Genomic DNA, 14,229 nt, shown 5'->3' with positions numbered 1-14,229 from the left:
CCGGATGAACGGTGACCACGACGCCCGCGGGACGCGCCCGTCCCGCGGGCTCGCGCTGGCGGCCGCCGTGCTGGTCGCGGTGACGGGGTGCTCATGGATCCGCGGCTGCGCCGAGACGCGGCTGGAGGTCGAGCCGTTGCACGTGAGCGACAGGTCGGCGCCGGTCACGTTCACGGCCAGACTCACTGCGGACGGCGGGCCCGTCGCCCGCGCACGCGTCCATTTCTTCGCACGGATCGGCGCACCTGGGGAGAAACTGGGCGAGCAGATCGGCGACGGCACCACGGACGCCGACGGGGTGGCCAGGCTGGTGCGCCGCGACGGCGTGGCGGGCCTGGTGCTGCCGGGCAAGCGCGCGGTCGGCTACTCGGCCCAGTTCGCCACGATCGGTGAGGTCGGAGGCAGGGACTACTGCTGGACCGAAGCCTCCGCTCCCATCACCTCGTAGCCGCCTGCGCGTCAGCGGAGGGGGTCGAAGTCGGCCAGGGCGGCGGGCTGCTTGCCGGTCGTGATCTGCTCGGCCAGCAGCCGGCCGGTGATCGGGCCGTGGGCCAGGCCCCACATGCCGTGGCCGCCCGCCACGTAGACGGTGGGTGCCACCGTGGCGCCGATGAGCGGCCGTCCGTCCGGGGTGACCGGGCGAGGCCCCACCCAGACGTCGGTGCGCTCGTCCCAGTGCACGCCCCGCAGCAGGGGACGGGCGGAGGCGATGATGGCCTCCAGCCGGGCGGGCACCTGGGGGGCGTCCGGGGCGCGGAACTCCATGGTGCCCGCCACGCGCAGCCCGTCGCGGTAGGGCGTGCACGCGACCCGCACGTCGGGCAGGTAGACGGGGCCGGGGACGGGATGGTCCACGGGCACGGTGAAGGAGTAGCCGCGGCCGGCCCGCACCGGGACGCGCACGCCCCACTGCCGGGCCAGGCGGGGCAGCCACGCGCCGGTGGCCAGCACCACGGCGTCGGCGGTCAGGACGGTGCCCTTGGCCGAGCGCACGATCGCCTTCCGGTCGTCGGTGCGCACCTCGTCGACCTCGAAGGCGTACACGGTGGCGCCCCGGCCCATGACGGCCTTGCCCAGGGCGTGCACGAAGGCGCCCGGGTCGACGTAGCGCTGGCCGTCGATCCGGACCCCCGCGCCCAGCGCCGCGCCGGCGAGCGGGACGTGCTCGGCCAGCCGGTCGCCGTCCAGCACGGTGTGCTCGACGTGCTGCCCGACCGCCTGGAGCCTGCGCAGCTCGCGCAGCAGGCTCTCGGCCTGGCGCGGAGTGCGGAACCCGGCGGTGATCGGCGCGGCGACGACCGGGGCGGACACGCCGTTGGCGGCCAGCACCTCGTACGCCTCGACGCATTCGTCGTTCAGCGGCAGGTTGGCGCGCGCGGCGCGGGTCCAGGAGCGCCAGTGGCTGTTGGCGGCGAAGCGGGCCAGGAAACTCCACAGGCCCGGATCGAGGCTGGCGGGCACGTGCAGCGGCGCGGCCGGATTGAGCAGGGAGCGCAGGCCGTAGCGCAGCACGGCGGGTTCGTTCAGCGGGATGGCCAGCCCCGGCGCGACCCATCCGGCGTTGCCCCAGGACGCGCCGGCCGCCACGCCGCCGCGGTCGACCACGTCGACCTGGACGCCGCGCTCCTGCAGGAACCAGGCCGTCGACAGGCCCACGATGCCCGCGCCCACCACGATCACCGAGCGCGGCCAGTTGCCGACCATGTCCAACCTCCAAGGGGTACGAATGCCGCTGTCGCAGTCAGCATGGCCCCGGCGGCAGCCGGCGGCGTTGTGGGCGGGCGACAATCGCGGCGCCGCCGTTGTGGATCCGGCACAACGCCGGCGGCAGGTCATCGGCGGGGCTCGTCCTCGGAGGCGGCCAGCATGATGATCATGGCGAGGCGCTGGCGGGCGTCGTCCAGGTCCAGCGAGGTGAGCTCGCCCATCTTGCGCAGCCGGTTGCGGACGGTGTTGGGATGCACGCCGAGCCGCTCGGCGGCCACCGTGAGGTCACCCTGGGTTTCCAGCCAGGCCCGCAGCGTTGCGGCAAAGCGCGTTCCGTGACGGCTGTCGTGCCGCATCAGCGTGGAAACCGGTCCGCGAGCCGGGGTCCGCCCGGCGCGCGCGGCCGCGCGCAACCGTCGCAGCAGGATGTCGTCCCACGATTCGTCGTACGCGGGCGGGACGCTGTCCGGGCTGCTCTCGTGCAGCGCCAGGCACTCGTCGGCCTCCTGACGGCCGGCGGGTAGCTCCTCGATCTCGGCGGGTGCGCCGATCCCGGCCGTGACCTGCACCCGGGCGGGCAGCTCGGCGCGCAGCGCGGAGATCCAGCGGCGGGCCGCGTCGGCCTGCTCGGCGGGCAGGACGGTGTAGAGCGTCTCGCCCAGCAGGGCGCTGCGGCCGGGCCTGGACCAGCCGAACCCGGTGGTGGCCTGCTCGAAGGCCAGCAGCAGCGCGACGTGGCGCTCGCCGTCGGTGTGGGCGCGCACGGCGACGACCCGCAACGGCTGCGGCGCCAGACCCAGCCGGCTGATCACCGTGACGGCGTCGGCGCCGCCCTCCAGCAGCTGGATGACCAGATCGGACTCCACCTGCCGCTCCAGGTCGGCGCTGGCCCGGGAGCGCAGCAGGTGCAGCGCCACCGTGCGCGCGCCGTCGGCCAGGGCGCGGCGGTGGGCGCCTGCCGGCGGACGCTCACAGGTCACCCACACGGAGCCGAGCAACTCGCGGCCGGCCCGCACCGCCACCGCCATCCGTCCGGTCAGGCCGTGCCCGGGATCGGCGGGCACGAACACCGGCTCGTCCGTGGCCGCCAGACGGGCGAGGACTCCCTGCTGCTGGAACAGCTCGCGCAGCCGGTCGGGAACACGGCGGGCGAGGATGGTCTCCAGCCGGGCCGGGTCGCCCGCCTGCTGCGAACGGGAGTAGGCCAGCACCCGCGAGTGCCGGTCCTCGATGGTCACCGCCCCGCCGATGACGTCGGCCAGGCTGTCGGCCAGGGCGAACAGGTCGGTCGGGCCGCGTCCCGACGCGGTCTCGCGGCCCTCCAGCACCAGCCCGTACACCACGCCGGCCAGCTGGCTCCACGACACGGCGTCGTCGGCCAGCAGAACGGCCACCTCGTGCCGGTCGCCGAGCGCGGCGGCCTGGCGCTCGACGTCCGCGCCGCTGCCGGTTTCGCTGTCTGGGCCGATCTTGGCGGGGCGGACCAGGACCGCTGTGGCCCTGGCCGCGGCCGCCCACCGTACCGCCTCGGCGAGCGAGGTGGCGCCGACGGCCAGGAACAGGTCGGCGGCGATGTGGCGGTCGGCGGCGTCGGGCATGGCCACGCTGCGCAGACCCGCCGCGCGGGCCTCGGGACGGTTGCACAGCCGCACGCCGTACCCGCCGAGCACGTTCACCAGGCGATCCAATGTGATCACGATCAGCTCCGTGATGGTGAAAGGGGGCAGGACGCCCTGCCCCCTTCTCTTTTCGCGGTGTCAGGCGGCCTCGTGCCGCCGCTGGCAGTCGATGCAGGTACGTGCCAGCGGCCGGACCTTGAGCCGTTCGAACGGAATGCCCGCCTCGCAGTGGGCGCAGCGGCCGTAGCTGCCGGCTGTCAGCCGGTCGAAGGCCTGGGACAGCTCGGCGACGGCGCGCTCGGCGGCGGTGACCGCGACGACCAGCTCCTGCCAGGTGCCGTCGCCGCCGTTGCTGTCGCGCTCCTGCTCGCGCAGCCCGTCCAGGTGCCGCCTGCGCTGCTCCAGCTGCTCCTGCAGGTCCTGGCGCAGCGACTGCAACTGCACGCTGCTGAGGTGGGTGCCCGTGTGCGTCATGATCATTTCTTCCTTTCTGTGACGGTACCCGTCAGGGAGGATGTGGCGGGTGGAGTCCCGCCTGGAGATCTCGTCGTGCCCGAACGCGTCAGCGGTCGGACAGGGCAGGGCCGCCGGCCAGGGCAGGCTGCAGGCACAGCCGCATCAGGCCGCGGATGGTGGCGTGCTGCGGCTGGGGCGCCGCGGTGACCGGCATCCGCAGCGCGGCGTGCAGCCGGCGCAGCAGTTGCTCCTGTTGCGCGCCGCCGCCGGTGACCACCAGGCCCCGCTCGCGCGCGCCGGGCAGGCGGCGGAGCAGGCCCGCCGTCATGTCGACGACGTTCTCCAGCGCATACGAGGTCAGCCCCGCGTCGGTGGTGGTGCTGAGCTGGAGGGCGACCGCGTCGGTGACGACCCCACGGTCGAGGACGACCGCCTCGACGATGCCCGCCCCGACGTCCAGCAGCAGGCGGGGCCGGCCGCCGAGGATGTCCAGGCCGACGCCGACGGCGGCGGCCAGCGGCTCCTCCACCAGGGCCACCTCGCATCCGGCGATCTCGGCGACCGCGGCGCGGACCGCCTTGCGATCGCTCGGCGAGGCCGCCACCGGCACCCCGGCCAGCACCCGTTCCAGCGGCCGGCTGTCATAGAGCCGGGTGTCCCGCACCACCAGGCGCACCAGTCGCAGGCAGGCGCCCGGGTCGGCCACCATGCCGTGCCGGACGGGCCGCACCACGTCCGGCTCGCCGGAGGCGGACGACCGCCGCAGGATCGCCGACGGCCGGTCGACGATGGCGTGCCCGCCCAGGACCAGTGATCGGGTACGGGCGGTGCCCAGGTCGAGCGCCACGAAGCGCCGCGCCGGCCTCATCCCGCGCTCCCGCGGGCCGCCGGGGCGTCCGGCCGGCCGGACCCGCTTGGGCTCTTCAATCGAGAAGAGAGGTGAACTGATCTGACAACGGCCATGACGATGATCGGCTCCTAGCTGGTGTCGAGGCAGGTCGAGGCGGAGGACGGCATGGAAGAGCCCCCGGCGGGCGGCGCTGCCGGTTGCCTTGTCCTAGGGATGGGTTGCGAGACGTCTCCGGGCGCGATGGCGCGCGGGCATCAGCGCCAGGGGTGAGCCTGGGCGTGGGCGTGCGTCAGTCTTCGCGGCCGCGCGTGGCGGGTGCGTCACGCTTCGCGGCACACGTGGCCGATGCGGCATCCGTGGCCGATGCGGCACGGGTGGCCGATGCGGCACATACGTGGCCGGTGTGGCATGCGTGGCTGCGGAGCCCGCCGGGGAAGACGTCGGCTAGGCGCGCGGCGGGCTGCGCGATCCCGCGGTGCGGTGCGCCAGCTGCTGAGGATCGCGAAGCGTGTCCGCGTCCGAGCCCGGTGACGGCAGCAGCGCCAGATGGGCGAGATCGCCGTGGCGTTGGCCGCGCAGCGGCGGCCACAACGACAGCACGTGGTGCTCGCGGACGCTCCCCGCCTGCGGCGGCAGGCTGGACAGGTCGGCGTCCGCTCCGCCCAGGCTCCACGCCGGGCCGGAGGCCGGCCCTTGCGCAGCGGTCGGGCCGCTGCCGCTCGCCCTGCCCCCCGCGCCGGTCAGCATCAGCAAAATCAGGGACAGCAGGACCAGGCCCATCACGCCGGCGAACGCGATGGACCTGTGTGGTGTTCTCCACGGTCCCGTCATACGGCCGACCATAGCCCAGACCAGCGGAAAAGGCATATCAGATCGTTGACGGGGGCGGATGCCCCGTACCTACGCCGAGGTACGGCGTCCGGCGGCACTCATCCGGCGCGCCCGCGGTTCAAGCGCCGTGGCCGGATCTCGGGCCCGCGCAAGCCGCCTGCGCTCCGCAGGCGGAGCCGATCAGGCGGTGAGCCTGTCGGCCTCCAGGGTTTCAGGCCGCGGCCATGCCCCAACGCCCGGCGCCCAGCAAGTTGAGATGGAGAGTGTGGAACGCGTTCAGGGTGCTTCGGTGGCCGACGCTGACGACCATGCATCTCGGCAGGCGTTCGCGGACCAGACGGTACAGGGCGTGTTCGAGGCCTTCGTCGACGGCCGACGTGGCCTCGTCGAGGAAGACCAGGTGTGGCTGGTTCAGCAGGACCCTGGCGAACCCGAGGCGCTGCTGCTCCCCGGGGGACAGGATGCGGGACCAGTGGGCTTCCTCGTCGATCCGGAGCTCCAGGTGGCCGAGCTGCACCTTGTGCAACATCTCGCGCGCGAGCTGATCCTCGATCTGATGTGACGGCTCCGGATAGGCCAGGGCGGCACGAAGGCTGCCCATGGGCAGGTACGGCTGCTGCGAAAGGAACAGCGTGCGCCCGCCGATGGGCCTGCGGATGGTGCCGTGCGCATGTGGCCAGATGTTGGCCATGCTGCGCAGCAGGCTGGTCTTGCCGCTGCCCGAGGCACCCTTGACCAGGAGCGCCTGGCCCGGGTTCATAGTCAGGTTCAGGCCTTCGATCAGCGGCTCGTGGTCGGGACGCCAGACTTTCAGGCCCTCGATCACCAGCGCACCGGGATGGTGGGCGACGGTCGGCGATGGCAGCCGGCGAGAGTCGTGGTTCGCGTCCATCAGGGCCGTCAGCCGGTCGAGTGCCGCCCGGTATCCGGCGAAGGAGTCGTAGGAGTTCCTGAAGAAGGACAACGAGTCGTGCACCTGGCCGAACGCGTCGCCGGCTTGGGTGACGTCGCCGAGCGTGATCGTCCCGGCGAAGAAGCGCGGTGCCTGGATCACGTACGGGAAAACCTGCGCCAGCTGGGTGACCGAGTCGTTGAACCCCTGAAGTTTCAGTCTCCGCAGGGCGATGGTCCAGGCGTTGGAGATGACGTCGGTGAATCTGGTGGCCAGGGTTGCCCGCTCGACTCTCTCGCCGCCGTAGAAGGCGATGTTCTCGGAGTGGTCACGCAGGCGGATCAGCGCGTGGCGGAAGGACGCCGACAGCCCCTCACGCAGGAACTCCAGCCTGATCAGCGGGCGCCCGACCCTGAAGGCGATGAGGGATGCCACCAGCACGTAGACGTAGGAGAGCACGATCATCGCCCGTGGCACCTCGACGCCGAGGAGCGAGATCGGCCCCGACAGTCCCCACAGGATCACGGTGAACGACACCAACCTCAAGGCGGCGTCCACCGCACCGATCGCCAGGGAGTGGGACTCCTCGACGAACTGCTGGACGTCTTCCTGGATCCGCTGGTCGGGGTTGTCGACCGGCTCCGTCACGAACTGGCCCCGATGGTAGGCCTGCCCCTTCAGCCAGTCGGAGATCATGTGGTCGGTCAGCCAGGTACGCCAGCGGATGGTGAACCGCTGGGCGAGGAGATAACTGGTGAGAGAGCCGGCCACGTACAGCGCGGCCAGGATCACGAAGAGCCCGATGGAGAACCAGAAGTCCCGCGCGTCCAGCCGCCCCAGCGCCGTGAACGTGTCGTTCAGCGCATACGAGATCAGCACCTGGAGACGTACCCCGAGGATCGTGAGCGCGAGCATGAGCAGGACCATGGGCAGCGGCCCCCGCCTGCGCAGCGGTACGAAGTAGGGGAATGCGAGCTGCCTGAACTGGCGCCCCCACCCCGTGTATCGCGTGAGCAGCCAGACCGCCACGGCGCAGGCGGCGAGGGTGACGACCCAGGCCTCGGCCGTCCACGTGAGGGTGGCGACCCACTCGTGCCGCCAGTCCCGACTTGCCGTCATAGTTTGTCACTGTATGTCCGATTTATGACTTCTCATGAAGGCGTAAGGTAATAAGTCGCCTGCACTCAGTGATCCAGGGCCGTGATGGCGAGGTGATCGATCGAGACGCCGGCGACTCTCTAGGAGAACCAATCGGCGCCGAGCTCCTGGATGATGTTGCCGCCCTTGGGCACCAGCAGCGCTTCGCTCAGCACCTGGTTGACGCTCTTCGCGTCGTTGACCAGGGCGAACAGGAAGAACGAGCCGCCGTCCGCCGTTCGGAAACCGAAGACCGAGCCGTGGCCGGCAAACGCGACGTACAGCCCCTTGTTCACGGCGGGGAACGCCTTGCGGCTGTAGCTGTTCTTGGCCAGGCGGTAGCCGGAGGCGCCCTCCTTCTTCTTGTTGTTCCAGAAGTTCAGGTATTCCTTGGCCACGGCACCCGCCACAACGCTGTCCATGTCGGAGACATAGCCGTCGGCGTCGAGCCGCGGCTTGGGCATCCGCTGACCCCAGTGGATCGGGGTCGCGACGGCGAGCTTGAAGGGCTGCCCGGGTGAGCGGAAGAACGCGAGCAGGTGCGGGCGGGCATGGCCCTTGGTGTCCCGGTAGGTTGCCTGCGCGATGAACCAGTCACCGATCCGCGGCTGCCGCTCCGGCCTGGGGAGGTAGATCGTCGGCGTGCCGGTCAGGTTGATCGGCCTGTGCCCCGGCTTCCACTTGAAGGTCTCGTGATTGCGTTCGATCACACCCTCGTGCAGCGCCGCTTCGACGAACAGCGCATCGAGCCGCGCGTTCTGCCGCCACCACTTGCGCATCTTGAGCGTCGCGTTGTACTTGTCCACCCATCCCCGCATGGCCTGCCCGGCCTGCGAGATGGTCAGCGCCGTCCTGGTCGTGGCGGGAGCAGGGGCGGCACTTGTGCCCTGTGACGTGGGAGGGGCCGACGTGGGCGCGTCGGCGTGCCTGGCGGGCAGCCCGGGGACGACACCGCAGCCGGACAGGCTCACGACAAGGGCCGCCACCAGCGTCCTGCGCACCGGCACCGACCTCCAAAATGTCGGAGCCGACCCCGTCCAGGCCATGGCCAACCCGCCGACGGCGGTTCATGGTCGTCGGTGGCGGTGGCTAGCCTTGGGTGGTTGGGCGGATGGTGATGTCGCTGATTTCGACGTCTCGCGGTTGTTCGATGGCGAACGCGATGGCGCGGGCGACGGCTTCCGGCGCGATGCCGATCTTCTCCATGTTGCGGAGGATCTGCTCGCGGACTTGAGAGTTGTCGATCGAGTCGGCGAGTTCGGTCCGGACGAAGCCCGGCGAAACGGCTGTCGTACGCAGCACGCCGTCGGTCGACTCCTGCCGCAGCCCCTCCAGGAGAGTGCGTACCGCGTTCTTCGTCGCGGCGTAGACCGCCATGGTCGGGGTGATCGTCAGACCGGCGGTCGACACCGTGGCCACCAGGTGGCCGTGGCCCTGTCGGCGGAACACCGGCAGGGCGGCGGAGATGCCGTGGAGCAGCCCGCGGAGGTTGACGTCGATCATCGCCGACCAGCCGTCCACGTCGAGGTCGGCCACAGGGCCGATCTTGGCGATGCCGGCGTTGCCCACCAGCACGTCGAGCCGGCCGAACTCCGTCACGGCACTGCCGACGAGCCCTTCGAGGTCCTCCCTGCGGGTGACGTCGACGGCGCGCGTGATGGCGCGCCCGCCCCGGTCGCGGATGTCCCGGGCGATCTCGTCGAGGCGCCGCGTCCGCCGGGCGCCGAGGACGACGGCCGCACCCCGCTCGGCGAGCAGGCGCGCGGTGGCCTCGCCGATGCCGCTGCTCGCCCCGGTGATGGCGACGACCTTGTCGTTGATGGCTGACATGAGGGATTCCTCCACGATAAAGTGGACACGTGTCCGGTTACCGGCACAACTGTAACGGACACGTGTCCGCTTAGCCAAGCCGTCATGCGGAGAAACAGATGAACGCACCCCGCCGCCGAGCCGACGCCGCCGAGAACCGCGCCCGGATCATCCAGGTCGCCCGAGAGGTGGTCGCGAGTGCGGACGAGGTGCGGCTCAACGAGATCGCCAAGCGGGCGGGGGTCGGCCAGGGCACCCTCTACCGCCACTTCCCGACCCGCGAGGACCTGCTCGCCGAGGTCTACCGGCAGGACGTGGACGAGCTCGTGGCGGCGGCGCCGAAGCTGCTGGCCGAGCACGACCCGATCACCGCCCTGGCCCGGTGGCTCGACCGGGTGGCCGACTACGCGGAGGTCAAGCGCGGGGTGTTCGCCGCGGTGGAGGTGGGGGTGTGGCAGGACCTCTCGGCACACAGCCTCGGCCCGATCGGCGACGCGCTGACCACGCTCCTCGACGCGGGCAAGGCCGCCGGAACCGTCCGCCCCAACGTGGACGCCCGGGACGTCATCCTCCTCATCGGCTATCTGACGCGTCTTGAGCAGGGCGAATGGGACGCCAGAGCCCGGCATCTGCTCGACATCGTCCTCGACGGGCTGCGCCGTCGCCGATAGCCGCCCCGGGCGGGGCGCCTGAGCGCTCCCGAGCCGCCCGACGGCTCACAAGGAATACCCCGCCGCCGAGCTCCTCGGCCACGGCTTCCTCGACACCACCCGCTACGCCCTGCCGACCGAGCCGCGCCCTTCAACCCAGACCAGCAGTCGCACCGCCGATTTCGGCCCGCCGCCACGTCAGGGCGGGCAATGTGATCGGCGTCTCCCCCGTCCGGTGAGATGATCTACCAAACGCGCGGCGGCCGTCACGTGTCCGCTCCTGACTGATCGCTGGCCCTTGCCCCCCATCCCCCATTGCCGGAGGCAGCACATGTCACAGTCGGATTCCCATCACTCCCCCATCGGACGCCGAGCCTTCGGCCTCACAGTGGCCGCGGCGTCGTTGGCGGCCGCACTCGGCCCTGCCTTACCCGCCGGCGCGACGGGGCTGCGGCGATCGGCGACGCCGTTCGACGAGACGACGCTGTGGGACAACACCGTGGATCCGCTGGAGAGCTACCACGTTCACGGGCTGACCGTGCTGCCGGACGACACGGTCCTGGTCGTCACGGAAGGCCGGCACGAGGTCTGCGATGCGGGCCCCCGAGACCTGCTGGTCCGCCGCAGCCCCGACGGGGGTGACACCTGGGAACCGACGCAGACGCTGGTCGCCTCGGTCAACGGCCAGTCGTGGGGAAACCCGACTTTCGTCCTCGACCGGGTCACCGGCGACATCTTCCTGTTCTACATGCTCTCCATCCGGCTGCCGGAGAACACCGGCTGCTCCGGCGACATCGGCGATCTGTACATGATTTCCAGCGGCGACGGTGGCCGCACCTGGAGCGCGCCGCGCGACATGTCGGGCCTGTTCGGCCATTTCCCGTACGGATGGACGCTGCACGGCCCCGGCCCCGGACACGGCATCCAGTTGGACAACGGCCGGCTGCTGCTCAACTGCGCCCACCGCCGCGCGGTCACCGGCAACACCGTCACGGAACGCCGCTACGGCGTGGCGTCGATCTACAGTGACGACCACGGCCGGACCTGGCATGCCACCGGGGAGGTGCCGGTCTCCGTCGACTACCCCATCAACGAGGCCAGGCTCGTCCAAAGGTCCGACGGCACGGTGTTGATCAACGGCCGGGCCGCGGCGGGCGGCAACCGGCAGCGGATCGTGTCGGTCAGCGCCGATCGCGGGCTGACCTGGTCGCCGCCGCGTCTTGACGGGGCCACCGGCACGTTCAACGCCGTGGACGCGAGCCTGTTGCGCTACACCGGCGGGCCAGGCACGTCCGACGTGAGCAGGGTGTTGTTCAGCCGCCCCGACTCCCCCGTGCGTACCAACCTGACCGTGTCGATCAGCTACGACGACGCGCACTCCTTCCGCTACAGCCGGGTGATCAACGAGGGGCGGTCGTACTACTCAGAACTCGGCCGGCTTTCCGATGGCAGGATCCTGCTCGTGTACGGCCGTGACGGCGACAACCCCAGCTTCCCCCGCCGGGTGGTCATGTGCCGGTTCACGTTCGACTGGCTGAGCGAGGGCCGTGACAGCTTGTCCGCGGGGCCCGGCTACGCCGAACGGCTCCTCGATCTCACCACCAGCGCCGCCACGTCGGGCGGCACCATGTCGGTCGTCCAGGACCCCGTGGCCCGTGGGGGGAAACGGGTGGTGTTCACCTCGTCCGTGACCGGCGCCTACTTCGAATACACCGTGAACGTCCCGACGCAAGGCACCTATGAGCTGCTGCTGCGCTACTTCCGGAGCGCCGCCGGAGGTCTGGTCACCGTCACGGTCGACGGTCTCAAGCCCCGGTCGGCGCTGGTGGACACCACCGCCGACCGGGCCGACGGCTACGACGTCGCGCAACTCGGCAGCCTTGCGCTGACAGCCGGCTCGCACAAGATCCGGTTCACCGCGTCCGGGGTGGGCCGCGGCGGCGGCAGGCTGGTCTCGCTGGACACGCTGAGCTTGATCGACGCACCCTCGCAGCCCGACGTCCGGGAGGAGGCCGTGGTCGACAACGACGAACTCGGCTACGAGGTGATCAGCGGCACCTGGTCGACCAGCTCAAGCGTGCCGGGCTACCGGGGCGGCGACTACCGGTGGGCGCCCGCCGGCACGGGCGATCGCGTCGTCCGGTGGCGGCCGATAGTCCCCCGTACCGGCGACTACGAGGTGCAGGTCTCGTTCACCGGGCATGCGAACCGCGCGACCAACGCGCCCTTCACGGTCCGCCACGCCGACGGGACCACGCTCGTACGGATCAGTCAGCGCAGCAGCGGGGCGACGGAACCGCGCGGCGGCTCCTGGGTCTCGCTCGGCACGTTCCGCATCACCGAGGGGGTGGGGCGGGTCGAGCTGAGCAACGCCGCGGATGGGGTGGTCATCGCCGACGCCGTCCGGCTGCTCCGCCCACCCGGGTAACGGCCGCGGGCCCGAGCCGCGCCCTTTTCGCAGGCGATCAGCCAGGCATGCTCCCGCCGGCCGGCCGAGGGTATCGGGTTCATCACGCGCGGACGCCTGCTGCTTGGGCGGACGGCAGTGCGAGGGGCGGCTACTTCGTGGGGAGGCCGACCGAGTTGGCCGCGTCGGCCTCGAAGTAGTCCGTCGTGGCGAAGGCGCCGGCGTGGTCCTCGAAGAAGGTCCTGACGCCGTCGATCGAGTCATGAACGATGACGTTCACCGCCTTGGTCCCGTCGGTGCTCGCCACCGCCAGCGTCCACCTGGCACCCTTGGGAAGCCGGCCGTACGCCTTCTTCATGGAATCCCAGAAACCGTCGTTGTCGGAAATCGCGGAAACAGCCATGACGTGCATCGTGGCATCCTCCTCATTGACTCTCGGATTTACTCGGCAATTGGTGTGGAGATACTGTGCGGCACCATTCTTGAAGTCGTAGATCGCGACGGTCTGCGGGTCTTCGAGCGGATCATCAGAAGGCATCAAGAAGTGGGTCTCGCTGATCGGGAGCAGCTCGTAGTCGAGCTGTTCTGGTTTGTTGAGGAGTTGCGCCTCCACGGGGTTCAGGGTGAATTTGAGGTGGAGCTTCCCGCGTTCGGCCGCCACTTCGTAGCGGGTGCCGGGGCGCCCGTAGGAGCCTTCGTACCGGGACAGATCAAGGGCCAGGGCCGGGTCGGGCTCCGGCAGGCCGGGGATCGTGACCGCGCCGAGGTCGGCCAGGATTTCGTTGAACACTTTCCGGTAGAAGCTGTCGCGCGGCCCGGCGTTCGCCAGCATCGAGATGGCGAGGTTCGATTCCGGCAGGATCCGCAGGCGGGCGCTCTGGCTGACCGCGCTGCCGTCGTGGGCGTAGACGGTCTGGCCGTGCCAGTCGCAGACGATGAGGCCGAGTGCCCATTCCGGCCCGAACATGTACGGGTCAGGTATGGAGACCCGCGACTCCGTCATCTCGCGGATGATGCCGGGTGAGACGATTCTGGTCCCGTTCGGCGCCTTTCCTTCGTTGAGGAAGACGTACGCCATCGTGAGCAAGTCCCGGGCGGTCGTGTTGACGTTGCCTCCGGGACCGAAGGAGCGCGGCAGGTGACCCAGCGGTGAGAGGATGGGCCCCTCTTCGAGGGATCGGATCAGATATCCGGTCGCGGCCCGATCCTGGTCCACGAGGTCACGCCGGCTGCTCGTCGAGGTCAGCCCCAAGGGGCCGAACAGGCGGTCCTTCATGATGTCGTCCCACCGCCTGCCGTCGATCACCTCCATGATGCGGGCGAGGATCGCGTAGCCCAGGGCCGCGCTGTAGCCGTGGGTGTGGCCCAAGGGGTGGACCTGGCGCGCGCCGGCGATGTTCGCCACCATGCGCTCGTACACGTCGTCGCCCTCGCCCGGATCTCCGTAGTCCTCCTCGATGCCGTTGGTGTGGTTGAGGAGCCGGCGGGGTGTGACCTTGGCGCTGACGTCGGGGTCGGCGACCCGGAAATCAGGGAGGTAGGTCCGCACCGGCTCGTCCAGGTCGACCTTCCCCTCGTCGACGAGCCGCATGAAGGCGAGGGCGGTCCAGGTCTTGGACACGGAGCCGCACTGGTAGATGGTGTCGGTCCTCGCGGGCTCCCGCGTGGAGATGTTCTTGACGCCGACGGCGAAATCGGTGATCTCTCCGTCGCGGAGGACGCCGATCGCGGCGCTCGGGATCCGGTATTCGGCGAGCAGCTCGGCGACGCGTGCGCGCAACCGGGTCACATCCAACGCTCTTGTCATAAGGGGTTCCTCGTCCTGCCCGATTCTTTCGAAGCGAGAAAAGGCTACGTTGCATTTCAAACTC

At 70.6% G+C, this 14,229-nt stretch carries 12 protein-coding genes; 3 read left to right on the top strand and 9 right to left on the bottom strand.

Features of this window, described 5'->3' with window-relative positions:
* Nucleotides 1-4 precede the first annotated feature (4 nt).
* Nucleotides 5-448 carry a hypothetical protein gene (locus ABZS69_RS61865; protein ID WP_355392754.1) on the top strand — a complete coding sequence of 148 codons (444 nt, stop codon included), beginning with the start codon at nucleotides 5-7 and terminating at the stop codon, nucleotides 446-448.
* 11 nt (nucleotides 449-459) lie between these two features.
* Here the strand turns inward: ABZS69_RS61865 and ABZS69_RS61860 are convergent, their stop codons facing one another.
* From ABZS69_RS61860 to ABZS69_RS61825, 8 genes are all read right to left on the bottom strand, one after another.
* Nucleotides 460-1,704 (bottom strand): FAD-dependent oxidoreductase, encoded by a 1,245-nt coding sequence (locus ABZS69_RS61860; RefSeq protein WP_355392751.1) that lies wholly within the window; start codon nucleotides 1,702-1,704, stop codon nucleotides 460-462.
* Nucleotides 1,705-1,832: 128 nt separating this feature from the next.
* Nucleotides 1,833-3,404, bottom strand: coding sequence for a helix-turn-helix domain-containing protein (locus tag ABZS69_RS61855; RefSeq protein WP_355392748.1), 1,572 nt, complete (start codon nucleotides 3,402-3,404; stop codon nucleotides 1,833-1,835).
* Nucleotides 3,405-3,464: 60 nt separating this feature from the next.
* Entirely contained in the window at nucleotides 3,465-3,800 is a 336-nt protein-coding gene (locus ABZS69_RS61850; protein WP_355392745.1) for a TraR/DksA C4-type zinc finger protein, read from the bottom strand.
* A gap of 88 nt (nucleotides 3,801-3,888) precedes the next feature.
* A complete protein-coding gene (locus ABZS69_RS61845) occupies nucleotides 3,889-4,650 on the bottom strand; it encodes a rod shape-determining protein (RefSeq protein WP_355392742.1) in 762 nt (253 codons plus the stop codon).
* A gap of 426 nt (nucleotides 4,651-5,076) precedes the next feature.
* On the bottom strand, nucleotides 5,077-5,463 hold the full coding sequence (locus tag ABZS69_RS61840; RefSeq protein WP_355392739.1) for a hypothetical protein: 387 nt from the start codon (nucleotides 5,461-5,463) through the stop codon (nucleotides 5,077-5,079).
* Between the two features lie 211 nt (nucleotides 5,464-5,674).
* Entirely contained in the window at nucleotides 5,675-7,474 is a 1,800-nt protein-coding gene (locus tag ABZS69_RS61835) for an ABC transporter ATP-binding protein/permease (RefSeq protein WP_355392736.1), read from the bottom strand.
* A gap of 119 nt (nucleotides 7,475-7,593) precedes the next feature.
* Nucleotides 7,594-8,493: a hypothetical protein gene (locus ABZS69_RS61830; RefSeq protein WP_355392733.1), complete on the bottom strand. Its 900-nt coding sequence runs from the start codon at nucleotides 8,491-8,493 to the stop codon at nucleotides 7,594-7,596.
* 88 nt (nucleotides 8,494-8,581) lie between these two features.
* Entirely contained in the window at nucleotides 8,582-9,322 is a 741-nt protein-coding gene (locus ABZS69_RS61825) for an SDR family oxidoreductase (RefSeq protein WP_355392731.1), read from the bottom strand.
* Between the two features lie 98 nt (nucleotides 9,323-9,420).
* Between ABZS69_RS61825 and ABZS69_RS61820 the strand changes: the two genes are divergently transcribed.
* On the top strand, nucleotides 9,421-9,972 hold the full coding sequence (locus tag ABZS69_RS61820) for a TetR/AcrR family transcriptional regulator (RefSeq protein ID WP_355392728.1): 552 nt from the start codon (nucleotides 9,421-9,423) through the stop codon (nucleotides 9,970-9,972).
* Nucleotides 9,973-10,282: 310 nt separating this feature from the next.
* Complete coding sequence (locus tag ABZS69_RS61815) at nucleotides 10,283-12,379, top strand: exo-alpha-sialidase (RefSeq protein ID WP_355392726.1); 2,097 nt, start codon at nucleotides 10,283-10,285, stop codon at nucleotides 12,377-12,379.
* 130 nt (nucleotides 12,380-12,509) lie between these two features.
* On the opposite strand, the gene ABZS69_RS61810 is transcribed toward ABZS69_RS61815, so the two are convergent.
* Nucleotides 12,510-14,165, bottom strand: a complete 1,656-nt coding sequence (locus ABZS69_RS61810; protein WP_355392723.1) for a serine hydrolase domain-containing protein — start codon at nucleotides 14,163-14,165, stop codon at nucleotides 12,510-12,512.
* Between the last annotated feature and the right edge of the window lie 64 nt (nucleotides 14,166-14,229).

The sequence above is a fragment of the Nonomuraea sp. NPDC005650 genome, assembly GCF_040605375.1.
GTDB lineage: Bacteria > Actinomycetota > Actinomycetes > Streptosporangiales > Streptosporangiaceae > Nonomuraea.
This window is presented reverse-complemented; position numbering and strand designations above follow the sequence as displayed.

Bases quoted from the DNA above. Each gene is read 5' to 3' on its own strand.
- ABZS69_RS61850 (WP_355392745.1), bottom strand. From the start codon at position 3,800: ATGACGCACACGGGCACCCACCTCAGCAGCGTGCAGTTGCAGTCGCTG.
- ABZS69_RS61840 (WP_355392739.1), bottom strand. From the start codon at position 5,463: ATGACGGGACCGTGGAGAACACCACACAGGTCCATCGCGTTCGCCGGC.
- ABZS69_RS61815 (WP_355392726.1), top strand. From the start codon at position 10,283: ATGTCACAGTCGGATTCCCATCACTCCCCCATCGGACGCCGAGCCTTC.
- ABZS69_RS61810 (WP_355392723.1), bottom strand. From the start codon at position 14,165: ATGACAAGAGCGTTGGATGTGACCCGGTTGCGCGCACGCGTCGCCGAG.
- ABZS69_RS61820 (WP_355392728.1), top strand. From the start codon at position 9,421: ATGAACGCACCCCGCCGCCGAGCCGACGCCGCCGAGAACCGCGCCCGG.
- ABZS69_RS61845 (WP_355392742.1), bottom strand. From the start codon at position 4,650: ATGAGGCCGGCGCGGCGCTTCGTGGCGCTCGACCTGGGCACCGCCCGT.
- ABZS69_RS61835 (WP_355392736.1), bottom strand. From the start codon at position 7,474: ATGACGGCAAGTCGGGACTGGCGGCACGAGTGGGTCGCCACCCTCACG.
- ABZS69_RS61825 (WP_355392731.1), bottom strand. From the start codon at position 9,322: ATGTCAGCCATCAACGACAAGGTCGTCGCCATCACCGGGGCGAGCAGC.
- ABZS69_RS61865 (WP_355392754.1), top strand. From the start codon at position 5: ATGAACGGTGACCACGACGCCCGCGGGACGCGCCCGTCCCGCGGGCTC.
- ABZS69_RS61860 (WP_355392751.1), bottom strand. From the start codon at position 1,704: ATGGTCGGCAACTGGCCGCGCTCGGTGATCGTGGTGGGCGCGGGCATC.